The organism is Butyrivibrio sp. VCD2006, from assembly GCF_000423925.1.
GTDB lineage: Bacteria > Bacillota > Clostridia > Lachnospirales > Lachnospiraceae > Butyrivibrio.
The window spans coordinates 13,209-35,164 of sequence record NZ_AUIX01000045.1 but is presented as its reverse complement, the minus strand read 5'-3'; the positions used below and the strand labels follow the sequence as shown (position 1 = coordinate 35,164).

Annotated in this window: 16 protein-coding genes; 4 read left to right on the top strand and 12 right to left on the bottom strand. The window is 43.0% G+C overall.

The window, feature by feature from the left end; genetic code table 11:
- Positions 1–15 precede the first annotated feature (15 nt).
- Both argS and G586_RS0114955 read right to left on the bottom strand, forming a co-directional pair.
- A complete protein-coding gene (argS, locus tag G586_RS0114960; protein WP_026528381.1) occupies positions 16–1,785 on the bottom strand; it encodes an arginine--tRNA ligase in 1,770 nt (589 codons plus the stop codon).
- Positions 1,786–1,877: 92 nt separating this feature from the next.
- Positions 1,878–2,555 carry an epoxyqueuosine reductase QueH gene (locus G586_RS0114955; protein ID WP_026528380.1) on the bottom strand — a complete coding sequence of 226 codons (678 nt, stop codon included), beginning with the start codon at positions 2,553–2,555 and terminating at the stop codon, positions 1,878–1,880.
- Between the two features lie 139 nt (positions 2,556–2,694).
- On the opposite strand from G586_RS0114955, the gene G586_RS0114950 reads away from it, so the two are divergent.
- A complete protein-coding gene (locus tag G586_RS0114950; protein WP_035773405.1) occupies positions 2,695–3,162 on the top strand; it encodes a GNAT family N-acetyltransferase in 468 nt (155 codons plus the stop codon).
- Positions 3,163–3,192: 30 nt separating this feature from the next.
- On the opposite strand, the gene G586_RS0114945 is transcribed toward G586_RS0114950, so the two are convergent.
- The 4 genes from G586_RS0114945 to G586_RS23285 all read right to left on the bottom strand — a co-directional run bounded on the left by G586_RS0114945 (position 3,193) and on the right by G586_RS23285 (position 7,122).
- Positions 3,193–3,756, bottom strand: coding sequence for an NUDIX hydrolase (locus G586_RS0114945; RefSeq protein WP_026528378.1), 564 nt, complete (start codon positions 3,754–3,756; stop codon positions 3,193–3,195).
- 49 nt (positions 3,757–3,805) lie between these two features.
- Positions 3,806–4,933, bottom strand: coding sequence for an SLC13 family permease (locus G586_RS0114940; RefSeq protein ID WP_026528377.1), 1,128 nt, complete (start codon positions 4,931–4,933; stop codon positions 3,806–3,808).
- A gap of 78 nt (positions 4,934–5,011) precedes the next feature.
- Complete coding sequence (locus G586_RS0114935) at positions 5,012–6,010, bottom strand: glycosyltransferase family 2 protein (protein WP_081674395.1); 999 nt, start codon at positions 6,008–6,010, stop codon at positions 5,012–5,014.
- A 62-nt stretch (positions 6,011–6,072) separates the two neighbouring features.
- Entirely contained in the window at positions 6,073–7,122 is a 1,050-nt protein-coding gene (locus tag G586_RS23285) for a GTP-binding protein (protein WP_035773404.1), read from the bottom strand.
- A 151-nt stretch (positions 7,123–7,273) separates the two neighbouring features.
- Between G586_RS23285 and G586_RS0114925 the strand changes: the two genes are divergently transcribed.
- Positions 7,274–7,837 carry a TIGR01440 family protein gene (locus tag G586_RS0114925; protein WP_026528375.1) on the top strand — a complete coding sequence of 188 codons (564 nt, stop codon included), beginning with the start codon at positions 7,274–7,276 and terminating at the stop codon, positions 7,835–7,837.
- 160 nt (positions 7,838–7,997) lie between these two features.
- Here G586_RS0114925 and G586_RS0114920 read toward each other — a convergent pair whose 3' ends face one another.
- From G586_RS0114920 to G586_RS0114910, 3 genes are all read right to left on the bottom strand, one after another.
- Positions 7,998–8,954 (bottom strand): DUF4367 domain-containing protein, encoded by a 957-nt coding sequence (locus G586_RS0114920; RefSeq protein ID WP_196811616.1) that lies wholly within the window; start codon positions 8,952–8,954, stop codon positions 7,998–8,000.
- Complete coding sequence (locus tag G586_RS0114915; RefSeq protein WP_242832034.1) at positions 8,947–9,639, bottom strand: RNA polymerase sigma factor; 693 nt, start codon at positions 9,637–9,639, stop codon at positions 8,947–8,949. The genes G586_RS0114920 and G586_RS0114915 overlap by 8 nt, the downstream gene beginning before the upstream one ends.
- A gap of 127 nt (positions 9,640–9,766) precedes the next feature.
- Positions 9,767–11,443: a vWA domain-containing protein gene (locus tag G586_RS0114910; protein ID WP_026528372.1), complete on the bottom strand. Its 1,677-nt coding sequence runs from the start codon at positions 11,441–11,443 to the stop codon at positions 9,767–9,769.
- A 221-nt stretch (positions 11,444–11,664) separates the two neighbouring features.
- Here G586_RS0114910 and G586_RS0114905 point away from each other — a divergent pair, with 221 nt between their 5' ends.
- Together G586_RS0114905 and G586_RS0114900 are read left to right on the top strand one after the other, a co-directional pair.
- Positions 11,665–12,552 (top strand): ParB N-terminal domain-containing protein, encoded by an 888-nt coding sequence (locus G586_RS0114905; protein ID WP_026528371.1) that lies wholly within the window; start codon positions 11,665–11,667, stop codon positions 12,550–12,552.
- Positions 12,542–13,051: an HAD family hydrolase gene (locus G586_RS0114900; RefSeq protein WP_155834200.1), complete on the top strand. Its 510-nt coding sequence runs from the start codon at positions 12,542–12,544 to the stop codon at positions 13,049–13,051. The genes G586_RS0114905 and G586_RS0114900 overlap by 11 nt, the downstream gene beginning before the upstream one ends.
- A 185-nt stretch (positions 13,052–13,236) precedes the next feature.
- Here G586_RS0114900 and carB read toward each other — a convergent pair whose 3' ends face one another.
- The 3 genes from carB to G586_RS0114880 form a co-directional block, all read right to left on the bottom strand.
- On the bottom strand, positions 13,237–16,521 hold the full coding sequence (gene carB, locus G586_RS0114895; protein WP_026528369.1) for a carbamoyl-phosphate synthase large subunit: 3,285 nt from the start codon (positions 16,519–16,521) through the stop codon (positions 13,237–13,239).
- A 125-nt stretch (positions 16,522–16,646) separates the two neighbouring features.
- Positions 16,647–17,846, bottom strand: a complete 1,200-nt coding sequence (locus G586_RS0114885; RefSeq protein ID WP_026528368.1) for a carbamoyl phosphate synthase small subunit — start codon at positions 17,844–17,846, stop codon at positions 16,647–16,649.
- A 194-nt stretch (positions 17,847–18,040) separates the two neighbouring features.
- Positions 18,041–21,916: a phosphoribosylformylglycinamidine synthase gene (locus G586_RS0114880; RefSeq protein ID WP_026528367.1), complete on the bottom strand. Its 3,876-nt coding sequence runs from the start codon at positions 21,914–21,916 to the stop codon at positions 18,041–18,043.
- Positions 21,917–21,956 lie beyond the last annotated feature (40 nt).

Genomic DNA, 21,956 nt, shown 5'->3' with positions numbered 1-21,956 from the left:
GTCTCTCTTTGCATCCTACATCCTATCAGGAGCACTAAATCCAAGAAGATCTATTCCTGTTTCGAGAACCTTGAGTGTAACGTTAAGGAGTGCGATGTAACCGCTCTTCTTCTCCTCGTCAGGTTCAGTCAATATTTTTGTTGAATGGTAGAAGCTGTTGAGAGCATTAGAAAGCTCATAGATATATGCACAAATTCTGTTGGGCATAAGGTCTCTTGCCGCACTCTCAACTGCATCGGCAAAACGTGTAAGAAGAAGCATAAGATTCTTCTCATCAGCAGACTCTGCATTTCTAAGGAGAGCCTCTTTTACATTGCCGCCTTCATTCTCATACTTTGAGAGAATTGACTTGATACGTACCATTGTGTAAAGAATGTACGGACCGGTGTCTCCCTCAAAGGAAGTGAATTTTTCAATATCAAAGATATAATCCTTTGAAGGCTGGTTGGAAAGATCGCCATATTTAATGGCAGCAAGTGCTACCTTGTGTGCTGTGTCCTTTGCCTCAGCATCATCGATTTCCTGATTGCCTTCCTTGATGCGGTTATACATCTGCTCATCGATCTCTGCGATAAGCTTCTCAAGACGCATTACGCCGCCCTCTCTTGTCTTGAAGGGCTTGCCGTCCTTGCCGTTCATTGTACCAAAGCCAACAAAGTGAAGTTCTGTCTCGGGAAGAACAAGCTTAGTCTTTCTAGCGCAGCGGAATACCTGTGTAAAGTAGAGCTCCTGACGCTTATCAACTACATAAATAAGTCCCTCGGGCTTAAACTCTTCCATACGCTGCTGGATTGTAGCAAGATCAGTTGTGTTATAAAGTGAAGCTCCGTCTGACTTAAGGATCATGCAGGGCGGAATCTCCTTGGTATCTGTCTCTTCCGCAACATCAACAACAAGTGCTCCCTGGCTCTCATGAGCATATCCATGCTGCTTCATGTAATCAACCATTCCTGGGATCACTTCATGAACATCAGACTCACCTCTCCAGAGATCAAAGTCAACATTGAGGTTCTTGTAATTTTTCTTAAGGTCATTTACAGAAACATTGAGAATGTGGTGCCAAAGTGCACGATATCCCTTGTCGCCGTCCTGAAGGAGCTTTGTAGCTTCCATTGCTTCAGCCTTAAATGCTTCATCCTCCTTGGATTTTGCACTTGCAGCAGGATAAATCTCCTCAAGCTCACTGATTGTGAAAGGAGCTTCCTTAGGATACTGACCTGTATGATTTTTATCAAAATAAGGAAGATCAGGCTGGCGGTGCTTAAGCTCAGTAATGATAAGTCCCATCTGCAGACCCCAGTCACCGAGATGAATATCTCCTGTAACCTTATAGCCGGCATACTTAAGAATTCTCTTTAAGCTCTCACCGATAACAGCTGAACGAAGGTGACCTACGTGAAGCGGCTTGGCAACATTAGGTCCGCCGTAATCGATCATGAAATTAGGAGCATGAAGAGGTGTCTTAACTCCGAAGTGATGCTCGTGAAGCATTTTAACAATATAGCCTCTTACGAAATCCTCACTTACTTTAAGGTTAAGGAATCCGGGCTTAACGGACTCAACTGATGAAAACACTTCATTTCCCTGAAGCTCCTTGGCCACAGCATCAGCAATCATAAAAGGTGCCTTGCCATACTTCTTGGCACCTGCCATAGCTCCATTGCACTGATACTCGCAGAGATCAGGTCTGTTTGAAAGTGTTACCTTTCCAAGCTCTGCATCATAACCCGCTGCCTCAAAGGCTGCGGAAACTTCTTTTGAAATTAACTCTAAGATTTTTTCCAAAATAATCTTCCTTTCTCTTATCTTGTAATCTTAAAATGACATTAAGCATTCTATCACATTTTTTCTATTATATGCTTGTTTTTTTATATTTGCTATAATCTCTTTTCTGCTTCTCTCTGAAGCCTTGAAAACTCGCATCCACAGAAGTCCTGTCTGTATAGGTCAAACATATGAGACAGCTCTATCGAGCGTTTGTAGCCTTCCTTTTTCTTAAAATCGGATGGCAAAAACCCGACTCCATGTTTTTCTCCCATTTCCTGTCCGATTCGGTTAAGTCTCTCAGCATCCTTTAAAGGTGAAATAGTGAGGGTTGTTGTGAAAAACTCAAAGTCTTTTTCTCTTGCAATTCTGGCGGACTCCTCAAGGCGAAGTTCAAAGCACTTTGTGCAGCGGTCGCCGCCCTCAGGACAGCTCTCCAAACCTTTTACTGCATCAAGATAGTCCTTTACTATATAATCACCTTCGATGATTTCAATTTTCCTTGCAGTCTCATCTGAATGCATACCTGTAAAATCACCGGTCTCAACCTGTCTGTTGTACTCTGCTATGAGGCGTTTTTCCTCCTCTACCCTCTTCCTGTACTCAGGCTCATTCATTATATTCGGATTATAGAAAAAAACCGTAATATCAAAATACTGCCTAAGATACTCAAGACAATACGATGAGCAGGGAGCACAGCAGGCGTGAAGAAGAAGCCTGGGATATCTGCCTTCCTTCTGAAATAATGTTATTTTCTTTTCCAGTTCTTTTGCATAATTTACTTTATTCATAGTAAACCCTATTTTATCAAAGCTATCCTTAAAATAGAACAGCTAAATAGATACCTCAATTTTGATACTTCCACTAAATATCCATAATACTTATAATAGAAGAATCTATGAAAAATTATCAAATATGGGAGACACAAAAATGAACTTCAGACGAGCACTTGATAAAGATATTCCGCAGATGCATGAGCTTTTGAGACAGGTTAATCTTGTTCATCACATAGGAAGACCTGATCTTTTCAAAAAAGCCAATAAATACACAGACGAAGAGCTTAAGGTTATTCTTAAGGATGAAACGCGTCCGATCTTTGCGGCTGTCGATGATAATGATGTGATGCTTGGATACGCTTTCTGCGTGCATCAGGAGCACCCTAATGACAATCTTCTTACCGATATAAAAACTCTCTACATCGATGATCTGTGCGTTGATGAAAACTGCAGAGGTCAGCATGTAGGAAAAAGACTCTACGAATATGTTTTGTCATGGGCAAAAGAAAAAGGTTACTATAACGTAACCCTTAATGTCTGGAACTGCAATGAAAGTGCCATGAGATTCTATGAATCCGTTGGCATGACACCTTATAAAGTTGGTATGGAGCAGATTCTATAATACGTGACAAATACATTTATTATTAAGCGCTCATATTGTATTTAGATCAATCAGCTTTCCATCTAACACAGCCTCAGTCAGCACGTCGCCCTCGTAGGTAAGCTTCAGGGAAAAGAACGGCTGCTGAGGATTTTTTATGAGATCAAGAAATATGAGGTCTCCCTTCCAGAGGTCAAGCTTCGTAAGATCGTCCTTCAAAATCCAATCAAGCACCCCTTCGTTACAATCCATTAGCTGTCCATTCTCATCCACGGCTCCGCTTAGATCAAAGTCATCAGAGGTAAAGAGGCACATATAATCAGTGATATCTTTGCTCAAAGGATTCTCGGCCTCATCTTCGTAAAGGTCGTTCCTATTATCAGCAATAGCTTTTGAGTAAAAGGTTACGATTCCGCGGAATCTGACTGAATTAAGTTTAATACCTGTCTCCTCCATGACTTCGCGCTTTACGCAGTCATCAGGACTCTCGCCGTTTTCGCAATGACCACCCGGGGCTATCCACTTGCCTTCGTTTATGTCATTCTTTTTCTTGATGCGATGGAGCATGAGATATTTTCCGTCTTTTTCCATGTAACAGAGTGTAGTTATGTCCATTTCTAACCCCTCATCCGTCAGCTTCGCTAACTTAATTTGGATTCACTTGTTAACTTACAAATAAGAAATGCATAGCAATAAACAGTATTAAGAAAATAAGATTAACCGCAGTAAATGTCAGGAGGTACTTTCCTCGCTTGTCTTTGTAGTCGTTTGAAAATGCTTTAAAGGAAATAAGGCTGGCCATGGATGCGATAAGAGTTCCGAGGCCTCCAACGTTAACGCCTGCAAGAAGTTCCTTGTAGTTTTCAGTAAAGCCCGAGAGCATGAGCGTTGCGGGTACGTTACTGATAAACTGGCTGGTGATGACTGATGTTATAAACTCACGTCCTGCCATAAGCCTTGTAAGGTTTTCTTTTACAAAGTCCATTCTTCCCATGTTGCCTGTAAAGATGAAGAATCCAACAAATGTCAGAAGCAGGATGTAATCTGCCCTGAGAAGGATTTTTCCATCCATGATTGCAACAACTGCAAGAACGGCAATCACCATCAAATACCAGGGAACAATTCTAAGGACCGATAAAAGTGCCACCAAAAACAGTAACAGATAAATTACTATCTGCTTAGTACTTCCAAAATGTCTTACTATATTATAGTCCTTTTTTCTGCTGTCTAAAGCCTTGGATTTTCCCGGGAGAAAAATCATTGAAACAAGCAAAAGAACTGCTGCCATAAGTGTATATGGAAGCATACAAAGTACAAACTCATCAATTCTCATTCCCGTAAGGCCGTAAAGATAGAGATTCTGCGGATTACCTATAGGTGTGAGCATGCTCCCAAGGTTTGCTGCAACAGTCTGAAGAACTATTACAGGAATCATGAGATCTTCCCTTTTGCAGCTGCTAAGAGTCATTAGTGCAAAGGGCACAAATGTTATAAGCGCCACATCGTTTGTGATAACCATACTGCTTACAAAGCACAAAAAAACAAGAACCGCAGCAAGCTGCCAGCTCTTTTTCACCCTTGAAAGAAGCACATCTCCGATTTTTTCAAAAACTGAATTTTCTCTCAGTCCCTGGATTATTATCATTAGCCCCCATAGAATTCCAAGTGACCTGAAATCAATGTATCCCGGATACCTTGAATCGGGATGCACGATAAATGCAGACAAAACTGCCAGAATCCAGGCAATAATGAGCACCGGATCCGATAAAAGTTTCTTGATTTTATTTTTCATAACTCTCCTCAAAATTGCAAAATGCATTCTAACAAAAATGCATAAATTTATTCAAAAAGCTTTTCACGAAGTATTCCTCTAGGAAACTCTTAATTTAATCCTGACTTTGTTGTAAAGCTCTTTGTTCACTAAAAATAATGCAAGGCGAAGCTTTTCTTTGAAGCTTACATGTGCGATAAGTCTTGCGGCAAGCCCTTTATAAATAACAAACTGCCTCTTTATCTCATCCTGACATTCTTTGTCAGGTAACACATTTCGCATGTCAAAAAGATGTCTTGTACCTACTCCGAACTTATACAAAGCTATGTCATAATAGCCCTTTTTCAGTAAATAGTCCATCACCATTGCAACACCTTCCGAGTGATACAGGAATTTTCGTGAAAAGTTGCTTCTGGTAATGCTCTCTGTAGAGAACACCTGATTATATACAATTTTATCTGTATAATACAGCCTCTTAATTCTTTCCATCAGCTGCGGAAAAACATGCTGATCCTGACTTTTAACTATTTCATCAGGGAAGCGAAGGCCTTCCCATACCTTTCTTTTGAAAAGCTTTCCCCAGGAAACCATAAGTACGTGGGTATTCAAAGAATACAGGAGCATCTCGCAGGCTTCCCTGTTTGAAAGCAACCTGTTGCCATATTTATCCGGAAGCGGTATCACCTTATCAAATGAACCATCATCCTTACAGATAGCGTAGTTTCCCATTACGCAATCCGCATCATTATCCTGCTGGAGCTTCAACAATGTTTCAAGCGAATCGTCAGGCAGATAGTCATCACTGTCCATAAAGAACAAAAGATCACCCCTGGCCATATTAAGTGCAACATTCCTTGCTACACATATACCTGAGTTTTTCTGATGGATAGATATAACATTGTCATATCTATCAGCATATTCATCACATATTTGTGGTGATGAATCGGTACTTCCGTCATCTACAATTATTATCTCAGTTGTAACATTCCTCTGTGCAATAAGACTATCGATACATCTACATAAATATTTCTCTCTATTGTAGACAGACACCAAAACGGAAATAATCATTTTTAAACTCTCTATTTCAATAATTCTCATAGTTATTATTTATTATATAACTTAATTATTTCCTTGTCATCTTCACCTGTGATGCCTAAATTCTATAGAGATACAACCGCGCAGTAATCCTTAAATAGCTCATTTATGTACTGCTTATCAAGGTTCTCGCCTATAATGATAAGAACATTTCTGCTGCTGACAGCCGGCCTTAGCTGCATCTCTTTTTCTGTTGCATTAACCTCTGACTGCTTCTCTTCTCCTGTTTTTACAAAGCCCTTTATACGAATGATGTGTCCGGCCCTGGCGTCTTTAAATAGCTCACCGATTGTTTTTGATAAAAGCACCTCGTCCATCTCAACATCAAAGTAGAAAAGAGGGGTAAAGCTGCTATCCTCAAGCGGAATCTTTACATATGAAGCATGTCTGTAGCCACAGCTTTCGATACTTTCAAAATCTTCTATTGTTAATTCGGAAAATGGCTTTGCGATAATATCCTTATTGGAATCAAACCAAGGCTTATTTCCTCCACCCTCACTACGGCTCTCTTTCTCTGAACATGAAGCACCATCTCCAAGTCCATATTCAGCCATGATCTGATTGATTTCATCTGATACTTCTTTAGTATCTGTTTTCTCTGTGATCTTGCTGATTATAAGCTTTCCGGCACCTGAAATCTCTGACATAAAAACATATCTTGAAATATCATTTTCATCTGAAGAATTGGCGTGTTTATCATTCTTATCCGGAAGCAATTCATGCACACTTTTTGCATCAACTATCGCGATAACACTTCCTATCTCATACCATCTGTCCAGCGGCTCGTCATAGAGGACATCGAAAAATTCATCCACATCATATATTCCCGAAGGTTCAATAATAACTCTGTCGTAACCGCTCATTCCCATGGATATAAGCTTAGTTCTAAAGCGCCTTCTGTGTGCTTCCTTTCCATCTCCGCCGACGATCATCTCAAGGTTACAGTTATCACCAAGAAGATCCTGAAGCAATACCATGTCAATATTTACGGCACCATAATCATTTTCAATTATGGCAATCTTCTCTCTTTTGCCTACTAGATACCTGGCATATTCTCTTATAAATGTTGTTTTGCCGGAACCCAAAAATCCGGTGATCAGATCAATTTTAACCATCACTCACTCCAAAGCTTATAGTTTTTTCTGAACCATTCCAACTATATCATATTGGATTTTTTGTGTCAGATGATTATTGATATTTTTTGTCGTTACAGGCAAATTTGGGCGTATAATGTATTTGATATTATTAAGAAAAAAGGTGATTATTATGAATTTTGAAGATATTACAGCTCAGAGCAAGCAGGCAGTTACGGAAATACTTAAAGAGGCAAGACTTAAACCAGGCTCCATATTTGTCATAGGCTGTTCATCCAGCGAGATACTTGGAGATCAGATAGGAACAGCTACCAATGTGGATGTCGCAAATGCTGTTTACGACGGAATAATTCCGGTTCTCAGAGAAAATGGGATTTTTGCAGCAGCTCAGTGCTGTGAGCATCTAAACAGAGCCCTTGTTGTTGAAAGACAGACCATGGAGAAATATGGCTTTGAACAGGTAAATGCCATCCCTCAGCCAAACCACGCAGGCGGTGCCCTTGGCACAGTATGCTATGAAAGATTCGATGATCCCGTTCTCGTGGAGAGTCTTAACTGCAAGGCAGATGCCGGAATTGATATCGGTGGAACCATGATCGGCATGCATATGCACAGTGTGGTAGTGCCGATGCGTATCTCTCTTAGAAAAATCGGCGCCGCACCGATTATCTGTGCCCGTCACAGACCTAAATATGTCGGTGGTCAGAGAGCAATCTATGATGAAAATCTGATGTAAAAATAACTGCTTAGCTATTACGATATATCGCTCTAATTTTATCAAAAACTTGTATACTGATTCGTATCAACAAAAAAAGATTCATGCCTCAGGACTTTGAAGCATGAATCTTTTTATAAACCGGAATTTTCTCAGAATTTCCTATTTTAATTGCTTGTACTTACTCTTTGGTAAATAGTTCCGTTATCTCATCTTCTGACATTCCCCTATCAGAAACTATCGAATAATAGATGCCATCAGCTTCCCAGTTAGCAAGCCAATATACATCGTTTTCACCGTATAGCTTCACATCCTTAGCTGAAATCTCAACTGTCTTGCTGTCAGAATATGATGCGCTGTAAGCCTCACCTTTTCCATAAAAATCTTTCTGAGTTGAAATGCAGTAACTAATCTCATCGTCCGAAGTCTCATACACTATCGCACCGCCTTCATCATAGAGATAGTAGCTTGTAGTGATGGCCTTGTCCTTAAGAGAAGTAATCTCTTCAAATTCTAAGCTTAGTTTTTCCGATAGCTCTTTTGCAGAGCCTATTGAAGTCCCACCGGATTCCTTACTTATTGCATTTCCCTTAGATGCTACGGAATTGTCCGTGCTGCCTGCAGAAGCCTCAGGTAAAGCTGTTTCCTCATAGGCGCTTTCTGCCTCAGCTTCTTCCATAGCTTCACAGGCACTCTCAGTTGTAGCCGCTTCCATTTCAGCGCTCTCAGTAGCGGCTTCCTCTATCATGTCGTACTCATCCACAGCAGTAGCTTCTTCAGTCATTGCTTCATCTGTCTCTGCCTTATTATTTTTTCTGGCATTATCTATGGCATTATGAAGGAAGCTTCCTTCCGCGGCAGGTGCCTCTGAAACACTTGTTGCAGTCTCACTTGCTCCGCCAAGTCCGACAGTTCTTATAACTCCATAGGTTCCAACGACAAGAAGTGCAAAAATCGCTGCTATCGATCCATATCTTCTTATAAAGCTTATTATGTTGTTACCGGATGTTTTTTTACTATTATCAGGTGCAAATTCAGAAATGTTATTCTTCTCTTCCTTCTCAATATTCAGAAGGATTCTTTTGCGCATTTCATCGGTAACTTTTACGTTTTCCATAACTTCATTGTACTTACTCAAAGTCATACGCCTCCTTCAGAATATTTTTGAGCTGTCCTCTTGCGCGGTTTAAGTCAGAGCGGACAGTTGCTTCTTTTCGTTTTAGTATTGCTGCAATATCCTTCGTTGAATATCCCTCCTGATAAAAAAGATGCACTACCTCTCTGTACTTTTCAGGGAGCTGTTTTACTGCGTCCCAAACAAAAGCCAGATCCTCCTTCTTTTCAGCCACAAGCTCCTCAGAGAGCTCGTCTGCTTTCCTGATATTCAGATATTCTATCTTGTTTTTGCTAAGGTTGGCTGCAACAGTAAGAAGCCAAGCCTTCTCGTGTTTTTCATTTTCAAATACAGGTGTTTTTCTGATGTACTGAATGAGCGTATCCTGTAGGATATCCTCTGCATCGCTCATGTTGTGAAGATAAGAATAAGCAATTCTCAAAATGCTATTTCCGTATTTATCAAGAAGCTCTCCTGCACGAATCGTCGCATTATTACCGGTAAAAGGAGCGGCTTCAGCGTCATCTTCATATTCTATAGCTGACGAACCATTGTCCTGCATATTGGAACGAAGTATCACTGAGATGCCACGAGATAAAACCAGATTACTCTTAGAAACAACATCAAAAATATATTGTAATATTTTCGTTTTAAAGAACTCACTGAATATATCTGCCGTGATATACCCATGCATTGAAAACTCGTTCATTTTTCCCCTAACCCGATGCCATATCAATCCTCCCAAATGACATCGTTCCCTCTTTTTTCAATGCATAGTATATCACGTTAATCGCAGTCATCGCCAGATATTATCATTCACAGGTGAGATTTCGTAGTCAGCTTCTTTTTGCCATCAATCTTACAAGCTGTCCGAACTCATCCTTATACTCATCGGTATTCTCGATCTGCTTATATCCATCCATTATATCCGTAAATGTAGCATTTCCCTTGTATTCGCTGTCTGAAAGCAGCATTGCAAACTCAGCCACAAGACCTGCAAATCTGATGTTCTCGCTTCCATTTTCATGGAACGAATTTTCATCGACCACAATTGAGAAAAGCTGTGACTTGTCTGCATCAGGCTCCTTATAGCGAACGCTTACTGTTGCATACTCGGAGCTATACTGTGAACCCTCGTTTTTATCTTCCGATGTCTTATCATCCTGATACTTAAGAGCGATTGCACTCTGGCTGCCCTCAGGAACTATCTCGTAAAGAGCTACTACGCTGTGTCCTGCTCCTATCTCGCCGCCATCCTTGGTGTCATCATTAAAGTCCTGATCGCGCATGATTCTGTTCTCATAGCCAATAAGTCTGTAGGAGTTGACCTTCTCAGGATTGAATTCAACCTGAAGCTTAACATCCTTGGCAACTGTTACAAGTGTTGATCCCATTTCGTCTACGAGTACTTTTTTACCCTCGAAAAGAGAATCGATATATGAGTAGTTACCATTTCCGCAATCTGCCAGTCTCTCAAGGTTATCATCTTTAAGGTTTCCTTCACCAAATCCAAGAACGGAGAGGAAAATTCCTTCGTCCTTTTTCTTTGTGATAAATCTCTCAAGTTCATTGGCGTTGGAAATACCGACATTCAGGTCTCCGTCTGTTGCAAGGATGATACGATTTATGCCACCCTCGATATAATTCTTCTTTGCTACCTTATAAGCCATCTGTATTCCGGCTTCTCCGTTTGTGCACCCTCCTGCTTCAAGGGAATCGATCGCAGCCATAATTCTTTTCTTATTTTCCATGCTCTCGCCTGAAAGCACGATCTTTTCCTCACCAGAATATGTAACTATAGAGATTTTCCCCTTATCGGGAAGGCTACCTACCAGGTGGTCAAAGCTCTTTTGCAAAAGCGGAAGCTTATCGTCATCGCTCATTGATCCTGAAACATCTATGAGGAAAACCAGGTTGCTCTCAGGTGCTTCCCTAAGATCAATGTCTTTGGTCTTCATGCCTACGAACATCAGCTCATGCTCTTCATTCCAGGGGCAGGTAGAAAGCTCTGTCGTGATTCCGAACTTATCATTTCCTTCGGGATTATTCAGCTCATAATTAAAATAGTTGATGAATTCCTCAGGTCTTACGGCATCGGGATTTATCTGCGAAAGCGTGTAACCGTCCTCGATCATTCTGCGCACATTTGAATAGGATGCTGTATCAACATCTGCAGCGAAGGTGGAAAGGGGCTTTCTCAAAACCAGATTGTAGCCATTTTCCTCAGGCTTATCATAAGACTCTGTGTTGTACTCGCCCTCGAAGATGTTATTGCCTTCTGTCAGGTTTGCGTTTTTGGAACTATAGGTTGTTCCGGCCAAAGGAGCTTCACAACTTGCATCATCAGCGCAGGCCGTCTCTTCTTCATAATAGTCATATGTACTTGTCGTGTCAGATGCAGGTTCATACTTAGGTGTAGCTGCGCTCTCTTGTGTTCCGCCACATCCTGTAAGTGCACTGGTAAGTATTGTTCCGCTCATTATTATTGATGCAACTCTCATTTTTCTTTTCATAACTTTTTCCCTCCAAAAAGTCTGATATCCCGGTTTTTATGTTCCGTGATCTCATGTTTTTTGCTGTTCTACTCTATATACAGATGGAGGCATTGAAATGTTGCAATGCAGTAGAAATTTTTTTACATATTCTTTATTTTTTTTTAAAAGGCAATAAATAAGCGTTTTGTAAAATAAATATAAGGCAGTATATAAATTCTCTTGAAGAGAGGGATTTTCTTATGACTAATGAAGATATACAGAAGCGCGTAGCAAGTGATGTAGCAAAGTATAAAGGTGTTGCATTCCCACTTAAAGCAAGCACTTTCCTCAGATTAATGAAAAAAAGGATAAAGCCCAAAAAGCTCCATCCAAATCCTGATGATGAATTCAGTATGCCAAATATCGGCCCAAACTACAAAATCATCTCTGACTATGAGTATAAAATAAGGAACCCACAGCCGATTGATGATTACGATACTCACTTTAAGTACGATCCTATAGTTGTAGAAAAAATGTACCCGGATGGCTATATGATCCTTAACGGGCATCACAGATGGTGTGCAGCTATGAAGAGCAATCTCAGGTATGTTTGCATTGAAATAGTCAATCTTCCTCATGAGCAGGATATCGAAAAAATGATTGAGAATGGACAAAACACCAGGCGAGTTTCCCTTGACCTTGATGAAGTTGTTTTTGCCCAATCCGACGATATTCCCGAGAAATCTCTTCCCTTCCCTGTTAACGCCTTCTTTAAAGAGCGCCTGAGGGCAGGCATCCCTGCACTTTTCGATTATCTTACAAACAACGGATTTGACATATGGGTATATACCTCAAAATATTATTCCATGGAACATCTGACTCGTTTGTTTAACTACTACCATGTTAAGGTAAATGGTATGATTACAGGTACAGGGAGAGCGGAAGCTAATCTTAAGCAAAAGCAGGAACATTTCAAAAACCGAATTGCTGAAAAGTACAAATATACACTGAGTATTGACAGAGACTCCATTATCCAGGTTTTCGGAAAAAATGATGGTTTCAATGAATATGAGCTCAAATTGGATGATTCTAACTGGTCAAGTGAAGTAATGCGTATCACATCGGAGATTATAAAAAATGAATCATGACAATACCCCCAAAAAGATGCGAGTTTCCTTCGACCTCGACGAGGTACTTTTTGTATCTGCAAACACGCATAAAACCGAGCCTCCTTTGCCGTTTCCTCTTCGCAATATCTATAAGGAGAGACTGCGGCTTGGAACTCCCCAGCTCATAAACAGACTGCAGGAGCTGGATTATGAAGTGTGGGTATACACGTCTTCTTTTAGAAGTGAAGGCTATATCAAAAGATTATTCCGGCTATATGGAATAAAATTCGATGGAATAGTAAACGGAAACAGGCATCTTAAGGAGGTTCAGAGAGACAATCCTACTATCCTTCCCCAGAAGGTTCCGACTTTTTACAGAATATCTCTTCACATTGACGATGAGAGCATTATCTGTACCTATGGACGAGAATATGGTTTTAATACATATCAGCTTGATGCCCCGGATGATGAGTGGGCTGAGAAAATAATTAAACGTGCTGAAGAAATCCGAAACAGATCAGATGAATTTGTAAAATAACTACCAATACCCGAAAGTTCACTAAGCCCTGGCCTCTTCTGGATCTATTCAAAGGGCTTTGGCTCCGGGGGCACCGGACAGGTTTAGTGAATCATCCAAAAACACGGAAGCAGGATTGTCTGCCTCCGTGTTGTTATTTGTGTTGGTTTCAACTACTATCTGAAACTTATTGTTTCGAGCGAAACTTATATCTTAGCGATATCGACAAGTTCGAGTGTATCTTCCTTATATGCATCCTCAAGGCTTGTCACAAGAGCTTTTGCTGTATCAAGGGCGGTGATTACGTTAACACCGGTCTCGATAGCAGTTCTGCGGATAAGGAATCCGTCTCTTGACTTATCACGTCCCTGGGTAGGGGTGTCGATGACAAGATCTATTCTGTGACCAAGGATAAGGTCGATAACAGTAGGTGATTCCTGACTGATACGGTTGACCTTTCTGGCCTTAACACCGTTCTCGTTAAGGGTGTCAGCTGTGGATCTGGTTGCGTAAATGATGTATCCAAGCTTTTCAAATCTTCTGGCTATATCAATTACTTCACCCTTGTCGGAATCCTTAACGGTAATGATCATCTGCTTGTGCTTGGGAAGCTTTATTCCTGCGCCGATGAATGCCTTGTAAAGTGCCTCGCTGTAGGACTTGCTGATTCCAAGACACTCACCTGTACTCTTCATCTCGGGTCCAAGACTGATCTCAGCTCCCCTTATCTTCTCAAAGGAGAATACAGGCATCTTGATAGCAATGTGCTCTGCCTCAGGCTGGAGTCCCGGCTTATATCCAAGGTCGACAAGCTTCTTGCCCATCATAACCTGTGCTGCCAGATCAACGATCGGAATACCTGTAACCTTACTGATATAAGGTACGGTTCTTGAGGATCTGGGGTTAGCCTCGATGATGTAAACCTCATCTCCTACCGCAATAAACTGTACATTTATAAGTCCCACAACATGGAGGGCTTTTGCAAGTCTCTCTGTATAATCAGCGATTGTCTGCTTAACCTTATCTGAAAGTGACTGAGCAGGATAAACCGAAATTGAGTCACCGGAGTGGATACCTGATCTCTCAATATGCTCCATAATTCCGGGGATTACGATGTTATCACCATCGCAAACCGCATCAACCTCAGTCTCAACACCCTGAAGATACTTATCTACAAGGATGGGGTGATCCTGGGCAATTCTGTTGATGATGTTTATAAACTCCTCGATTTCCTTATCGGAAAGAGCAATCTGCATTCCCTGTCCGCCAAGAACGTAGGAAGGTCTTACAAGTACGGGATAGCCAAGTCTGTTAGCAACCTCTTTTGCTTCCTCTGCGGTGTAAACCGTAGCACCCTCAGCGCGCTTGATTCCGGTTTCTTCAAGAATTCTGTCAAATATCTCTCTGTCCTCGGCAGCATCAACATCCTCTGCCTTGGTTCCGTAAATCTTTACACCCATTTTCATAAGATCCTGAGTGAGCTTAATGGCTGTCTGTCCGCCGAACTGAACAACTGCTCCATCTGGCTTTTCAAGTCTTACTATGTTCTCAACATCCTCAGGAGTAAGGGGCTCAAAGTAGAGCTTATCCGCAATATCGAAGTCAGTTGAAACTGTCTCCGGGTTGTTATTGATAATGATTGTCTCGAAACCTGCTTTTTCAAATGCCCATGTTGCATGAACCGAGCAGTAGTCGAACTCGATACCCTGACCGATTCTGATGGGACCTGAACCGAGGACAAGGATTTTCTTCTTTCCTGAGCCTTCGCCCTCTGCCTCGTTCTCCTCGTCTGCATCACCGTAAACTGAATAGTAGTAAGGTGTCTCGGCAGCGAACTCAGCCGCGCAGGTATCAACCAACTTATATGCAGCCTTGATTCCGTAGAAATCGCGGAGAGCCTTGATGGTATCTACTGAAAATCTAGTAAGTCTGCTTATTACCTTGTCAGGATACTCAAGTCTCTTTGCTTTAAGAAGTGTATCAAAGTTAATAAGCTTTTTAGCTTCCTCAAATTCAGGAACATTCTCTTCGGATACTTTGTGTCTTGCAATTGTACTCTTTTCACCGATTCTGAGGAGTTTTAGCTCCATCTTGATCAATGTGTGAATCTTATCGATGAACCAGTGATCGATCATTGTGATCTCATGGATTTCATCATGGCTCATACCGCGGCGAAGTGCCTCAGCGATAACCCAGATTCTCTGGTCATCTACGATTGTAAGACGATCCTTAAGTTCGTCATCATCAAGCTCTGAAAAATCGTAGCTTGTAAGGCAATCAACATGCTGCTCCAGAGAGCGGATGGCCTTCATCATTGCACCCTCAAAATTGGTGCAGATACTCATAACCTCACCTGTTGCCTTCATCTGAGTTGTGAGTGTACGCTTAGCGGTAATGAATTTATCGAAAGGCAGTCTCGGGAATTTAACTACGCAGTAATCCAGTGTAGGCTCAAAGCTTGCGTAGGTTTTTCCTGTGATTGCGTTCTTAATCTCATCAAGTGTGTATCCAAGAGCAATCTTAGCGGCAACCTTGGCAATGGGATATCCTGTTGCCTTGGAAGCTAGCGCTGAAGAACGGCTAACACGAGGGTTAACCTCGATTACGCAGTACTCAAAGCTTGTGGGATGAAGTGCAAACTGCACGTTACATCCACCTGTGATCTGAAGCTCATCAATGATGTTGAGAGCTGCGCTTCTTAGCATCTGATACTCTTTATCTGTAAGTGTCTGTGAAGGTGCTACTACGATACTGTCACCTGTGTGGACACCAACCGGATCGATGTTTTCCATATTGCAGACTGTGATGCAGTTACCTGCTCCGTCTCGCATTACCTCGTACTCGATTTCCTTCCAGCCTGCGATGCAGCGCTCAACAAGAACCTCGTTAGCTCTTGAAAGTCTGAGTCCGTTTTCGAGAATCTCCTCGCACTCTGCTCTGTTATGTGCGATACCACCGCCTGATCCACCAAGAGTGAAAGCTGGTCTAAGAACCACGGGATAGCCAATCTTCTCAGCAAAAGCTACACCATCATCTACGTTATGTACAACAAGAGATGCTGCGCAGGGCTCGCCGATTTTTTCCATTGTATCCTTGAATTCCTGGCGGTCCTCAGCCTTTTTGATGGTCTCGGCTGTTGTTCCGAGAAGCTTCACACCGTGCTTTTCAAGAAATCCCGACTCGGCAAGCTCCATACCAAGGTTAAGTCCTGCCTGTCCTCCCAGGGTAGGAAGAACGCTGTCAGGCTTTTCCTTTTCAATGATCTGCTCGAGTACCTTAACTGTCAGAGGTTCGATATAAACCTCGTCTGCAATGTCTTTATCTGTCATGATGGTTGCAGGATTGGAGTTTACAAGGACAACCTCAATGCCCTCCTCCTTCAGGGAACGGCAAGCCTGAGTTCCGGCATAATCGAACTCTGCCGCCTGACCGATTACGATCGGTCCCGAACCTATAACCAAAACTTTTTTCACATCTTTATTCTTTGGCATGTTATATCCTTCCTGAAAAAAATATCACCTCATCCGTCAGCTTTGCTGACACCTTCTCCTCAAGGAGAAGGCTTGAATAATTCTTTATTCTCAAGCTTTACATTATTCTTTATCCTCAAGCAAGCTTATTTACGCATCATATTGATGAACCTATCGAACAGGTATCCGCTGTCCTGGGGGCCGCAGCAGGCCTCGGGGTGAAACTGAACTGTGAAAATATTCTTACCCACATACTTAAGGCCTTCGTTTGTACCGTCGTTTACATTTACAAATGCAGGTACCGCTATGTTCGGATCAAGCTTGTCGGTATCAACCACATAGCCGTGGTTCTGGGATGAAATGTAAACTCTTCCTGTCTCAAGATCCTTCACAGGATGATTACCTCCGCGATGTCCGTACTTCATCTTATAGGTATCTGCGCCTGTAGCAAGTGCCATGAGCTGATGTCCAAGACAGATAGCGAAAATCGGAACATCTGAAGCATAGAGCTTTTTAATTTCTTCAATAACTCCTGTGCATTCCTTCGGATCTCCGGGGCCATTGCTGAGCATGATTCCGTCCGGATTGTCCTTAAGCATCTCCTCTGCTGTTGTGTCCTGAGGATAAACTGTTACATCACATCCTCTTGCAGCCAGAGAAGCTGCAATGTTGTCCTTTGCACCTACATCGAGAAGTGCAACCTTAAGTCCCTTACCATTGAGTTCCTTTACTGTGCTGGGACGCTTTTCTCTTTTTGAGAGGTCACCCTTAAGTGATGCTTCGTAGTCTTCCTTTTTGAAAACTGCGCTTCCGGAAAGCGGTCCGTTGTCGGAAAGCTCCTTACTTCCTGCAATGAACTTTTTCTCCTTGCAGGAAACCTTCTCAACAACTTTTCCTGTGTTATATGCCTTAAGCTTCGGTATGATCTCATCAAGATTGTAGTTCTCATTGGTGGTGATCATTCCGTTCATTGTACCCTTTTCACGAAGGATGCGAACCAACTTGCGCGTATCTATTCTCTCTATTCCGGGAATGTCATATTCTTCAAGGAATTCCTGGATCGTCATGTCGCAGCGGAAATTGGAAGCCACATCGGACAGCTCTCTTACGATCACTCCGTCAAGCCAGATGCGCTCTGATTCCATATCATCTCTGCACACGCCATAATTTCCAATAAGCGGATAGGTCATACAAACTGCCTGTCCCGCATAGGATGGATCAGTAAAAACTTCGGTATAGCCTGCCATGGAAGTGTTAAAAACGATCTCGCTTATAACTTCCTTTTTGGCTCCAATAGCATGGCCTTTGAATACTGTGCCATCCTCCAAAATCAAAAATGCTTTCATTCGCTCCTCCTGTTTAAGCCCTCATCCGGCGCTGCGCGCCACCTTCCCCCAGAGGGGGAAGGCTTTATATTTATCTGCCTTCCCTTTGGGGAAAGGCTTTATATTCATCTGCCTTCCCTTGGGGGAAAGGCTTTATATTCATCTGCCTTCCCCTTGGGGGGGAAGGTGTCAGACGAAGTCTGACGGATGAGGGGTTATTTGTAGTATCTTACACCACTCTCAAATATCTTCATATCCTGCTCGCCGAAGATGTTTACGGCTACGCCGTCGCCGCGTCTCTCTGAGTGGCACATCTTACCAAGGCATCTTCCATCGGGTGATGTGATACCCTCAACTGCCATATAGGAACCATTGATATTCCAAAGGTTATCAAGATGAACCTGTCCCTCAGGATCGCAGTACTGTGTTGCAATCTGTCCATTCTCAAAGAGTTTCTTAAGAACGTCTGTAGGTGCTACGAATCTTCCTTCACCGTGTGATGCGGGATTTGTGTAAACTCCTCCGAGCTCAGCACCCTGCATCCAGGGTGACTTGTTACTTACAACCTTAAGGTAAGCCATTGTTGAAATGTGGCGTCCGATTGTGTTGAAGGTAAGTGTCGGACTGTCAGGTGTCTGTCCTGTAATCTGTCCGTTAGGAACAAGTCCGAGCTTGATCATAGCCTGGAATCCGTTACAGATACCAAGTGCAAGTCCGTCTCTGTTCTGAAGAAGGTCGTTTACAGCTTCCTTAATACTCTCGTTCTGGAAAGCTGTTGCGAAGAACTTAGCACTTCCGTCGGGCTCGTCACCTGCTGAGAAGCCGCCGGGGAACATGATGATCTGTGCCTGTTCAATTGACTTCTTAAACTCTGCAACAGACTCTACAATATCCTGTGCATTTCTGTTTCTGAAGATTTTTACTATAGTGTCAGCGCCTGCTCTCTCGAAAGCCTGAGCAGAGTCATACTCGCAGTTACTTCCAGGAAATACAGGGATGAAAACTGTGGGCTTCGCTGTCTTGTTTTTGCATACATATATATCAGAAGCTTTGTATTCTTTTGTAAGTGCTCCATCCTCGAAGATGCTCTTCTTATCAGCGCTCTCTGTGTCATCCTCTGAAACAGGTGCAACTGAAGGGAATACTTTTTCAAGCTTGCTCTTCCAGTTTTCAAGAGCTTCCTCTTCTGAGATTACTACATCGCCGATAGTGAACTTAGCATCGTCAGTTACAACACCGATCTCTCTTGCCTCTCTAAGAGCAAGTACATCTCCTGCCTTGTCAGCGGGAACCTCGAGGAGGATGTTGCCGATTCTGTTTGTGAAAAGATCCTCATGCTTTACGCACTCAGCAATCTTTACACCGAAGCCGTTACCGAATGCCATGCGGCTGATTGCAGCTGCAACACCGTAGCAGTCGATAGCATAAGCAGCCTTTACATAGCCCTTCTGCATAAGGTCGTGAATCTCATCGTAGCGAGCCATAACCTTCTCGTAGTCAGGAAGGTCATACTCATCTCTGTCGATAGGAAGCTCGATCAGCATGTCTCCTGCAGCCTTGAGCTCGGGTGTGATTACATCCTTGCCCTGTGCCACATCGACTGCGAAGGAAACAAGTGTAGGCGGAACGTTGATTTCGCCTGATGCTCTCTTCTCATCACCTTCGTAGAAGAAGGATCCTGACATTGAATCCTTACCACCGATTGATGCGATTCCAAATCTGAGCTGTGCTTCGAAGGAACCAAGGAGTGCTGTAAGAGGCTGGCTCCATCTCTTCTTATCAGCAGTCATTCTCTGGAAGTACTCCTGGAATGTAAGGTGGAGCTTCTTGTAATCTCCGCCTGCTGCAACGATTCTTGCGATAGACTCTGTTACTGCATAAGCTGCGCCGTGGTACGGGCTCCATGAAGAGAGGTAAGGATCAAAGCCGTAAGCCATCATTGTTACGGTATCGGTTTTTCCTCCTAAAACAGGGAGCTTAGCAACCATGGTCTGAGTCTCTGTAAGCTGATATTTTCCACCGTAAGGCATTGTTACTGTGCCTGCACCGATTGAAGAGTCGAACATCTCAACAAGACCCTTCTGTGAGCAGACATTGAGGTCTTCCATCTCTGCAAGCCATGCCTTCTTGATATCGTTCTCTGCGAGCGCAGCTCCTGCTGCTTCGCATGCATATTTTCCTAAATAATTCTCATCCTTGTTGGGTATAAGAACCTCAACCTCTGTCTCCTGGTGAGCGCCGTTAGTATCAAGGAAAGAACGCTTGATATCTACGATCTTCTTGCCTCTCCACTTAAGGACAAGTCTGGGCTCCTCGGTAACAACTGCAACCTTAACAGCCTCAAGGTTCTCCTCTGCAGCATACTCAAGGAACTTGTCAACCTGAGAAGGATCAACAACTACTGCCATTCTCTCCTGTGACTCGGAGATTGCAAGCTCTGTTCCATCAAGACCTGCGTACTTCTTCGGAACCTTATCAAGATCTACATCAAGACCATCTGCAAGCTCACCGATTGCAACGGATACACCGCCTGCACCGAAGTCGTTACATTTTTTAATAAGCTCAGAAACCTCAGGTCTTCTGAAAAGTCTCTGAAGCTTACGCTCTGTAGGTGCATTACCCTTCTGAACCTCAGCGCCGCAGGTAAGGATTGAATCTGCTGTGTGTGCTTTGGATGAACCTGTTGCACCGCCGCAGCCGTCGCGTCCTGTGCGTCCGCCAAGGAGTACAATGATGTCTCCGGGATCAGATGATTCGCGGATAACGTGCTCCTGAGGAGCAGCACCCATAACCGCACCGATCTCCATACGCTTTGCTGCGTAGTCAGGGTGATAAACTTCTTTTACATAGCCTGTTGCAAGACCAATCTGGTTACCATAGCTTGAATAGCCTGCAGCAGCGCCTCTTACAAGCTTCTTCTGTGAGAGCTTGCCATTAAGTGTGTCAGCAACGGGAACTGTAGGATCAGCCGCACCTGTCACACGCATTGCCTGATATACATAGCCTCTTCCTGAAAGTGGATCTCTTATCGCACCGCCAAGGCAGGTAGCTGCGCCACCGAAAGGCTCAATCTCTGTGGGATGGTTGTGTGTCTCGTTCTTGAAAAATACGAGCCAGTTCTCTGTCACAGGGCCGTTGCCGTAGTCAACATCTACAGGAACAACCACTGTACAAGCATTGTTCTCCTCAGACTCTTCCATGTCTGTAAGCTTGCCGTCCTTCTTAAGCTTCTTCATTCCCATGAGGGCGATGTCCATAAGGGAGATGAATTTCTCCTCTCTCTTCTTAGGATCAGCGTAAACATCCTCTCTCGCCTCAAGGTATTTATCATAGGAAGCCTTGATGGGTGCCTGATAGAAGCCCTCGCCAAAGCTTACATTTTTCAGCTCTGTTCCAAAGGTTGTGTGGCGGCAGTGATCAGACCAGTATGTATCAAGAACGCGGATCTCTGTCATTGAAGGATCGCGCTTCTCATCATCGTGGAAGTACTGCTGGATCCACTTGAAATCGTTGAAGGTCATGGCAAGACCGAAGGACTCATAGAGCTTTTTAAGCTCATCCTCAGCCATATCCTTGAAGCCATCAAGAATTTTAACATCCTCGGGCTCATCAAAATTGTCCACGAGAGTCTCGGGCTTTCCTTCATCTGCGATTCTGGAATCCACAGGGTTCATGGTGTAATCCTGGATTTTCTTAAGCTCATCATCAGTAACATCACCGATGAGCATGTATGTAACTGCTGTGCGGATCACAGGCTCCTCATCTCCACGAATGAAGCGCACACACTGAACAGCAGAGTCAGCTCTCTGGTCAAACTGTCCGGGAAGTGCTTCAACACTGAATACTTTAGCGCCTTCCGGAATCTCGATATTTTCATGATAAAGGATATCAACAGGCGGCTCTGAAAAGACTGTTGTACATGCCTTCTCGAATACCTCATCGGATACATTCTCCACATCGTAGCGAATGAATTCTCTGACACTGGAAACACTCTTAATGCCAAGATAGCTCTTTATCTCCTTACGGAGTTCCTTCGCTTTTCCTGCATAGGGTGCTTTTTTCTCCACATAGACTCGTCTGACTTTGCTCATTTTTCTCCTCCTGGTTAAAATTTCCAACCCCTCATCCGGC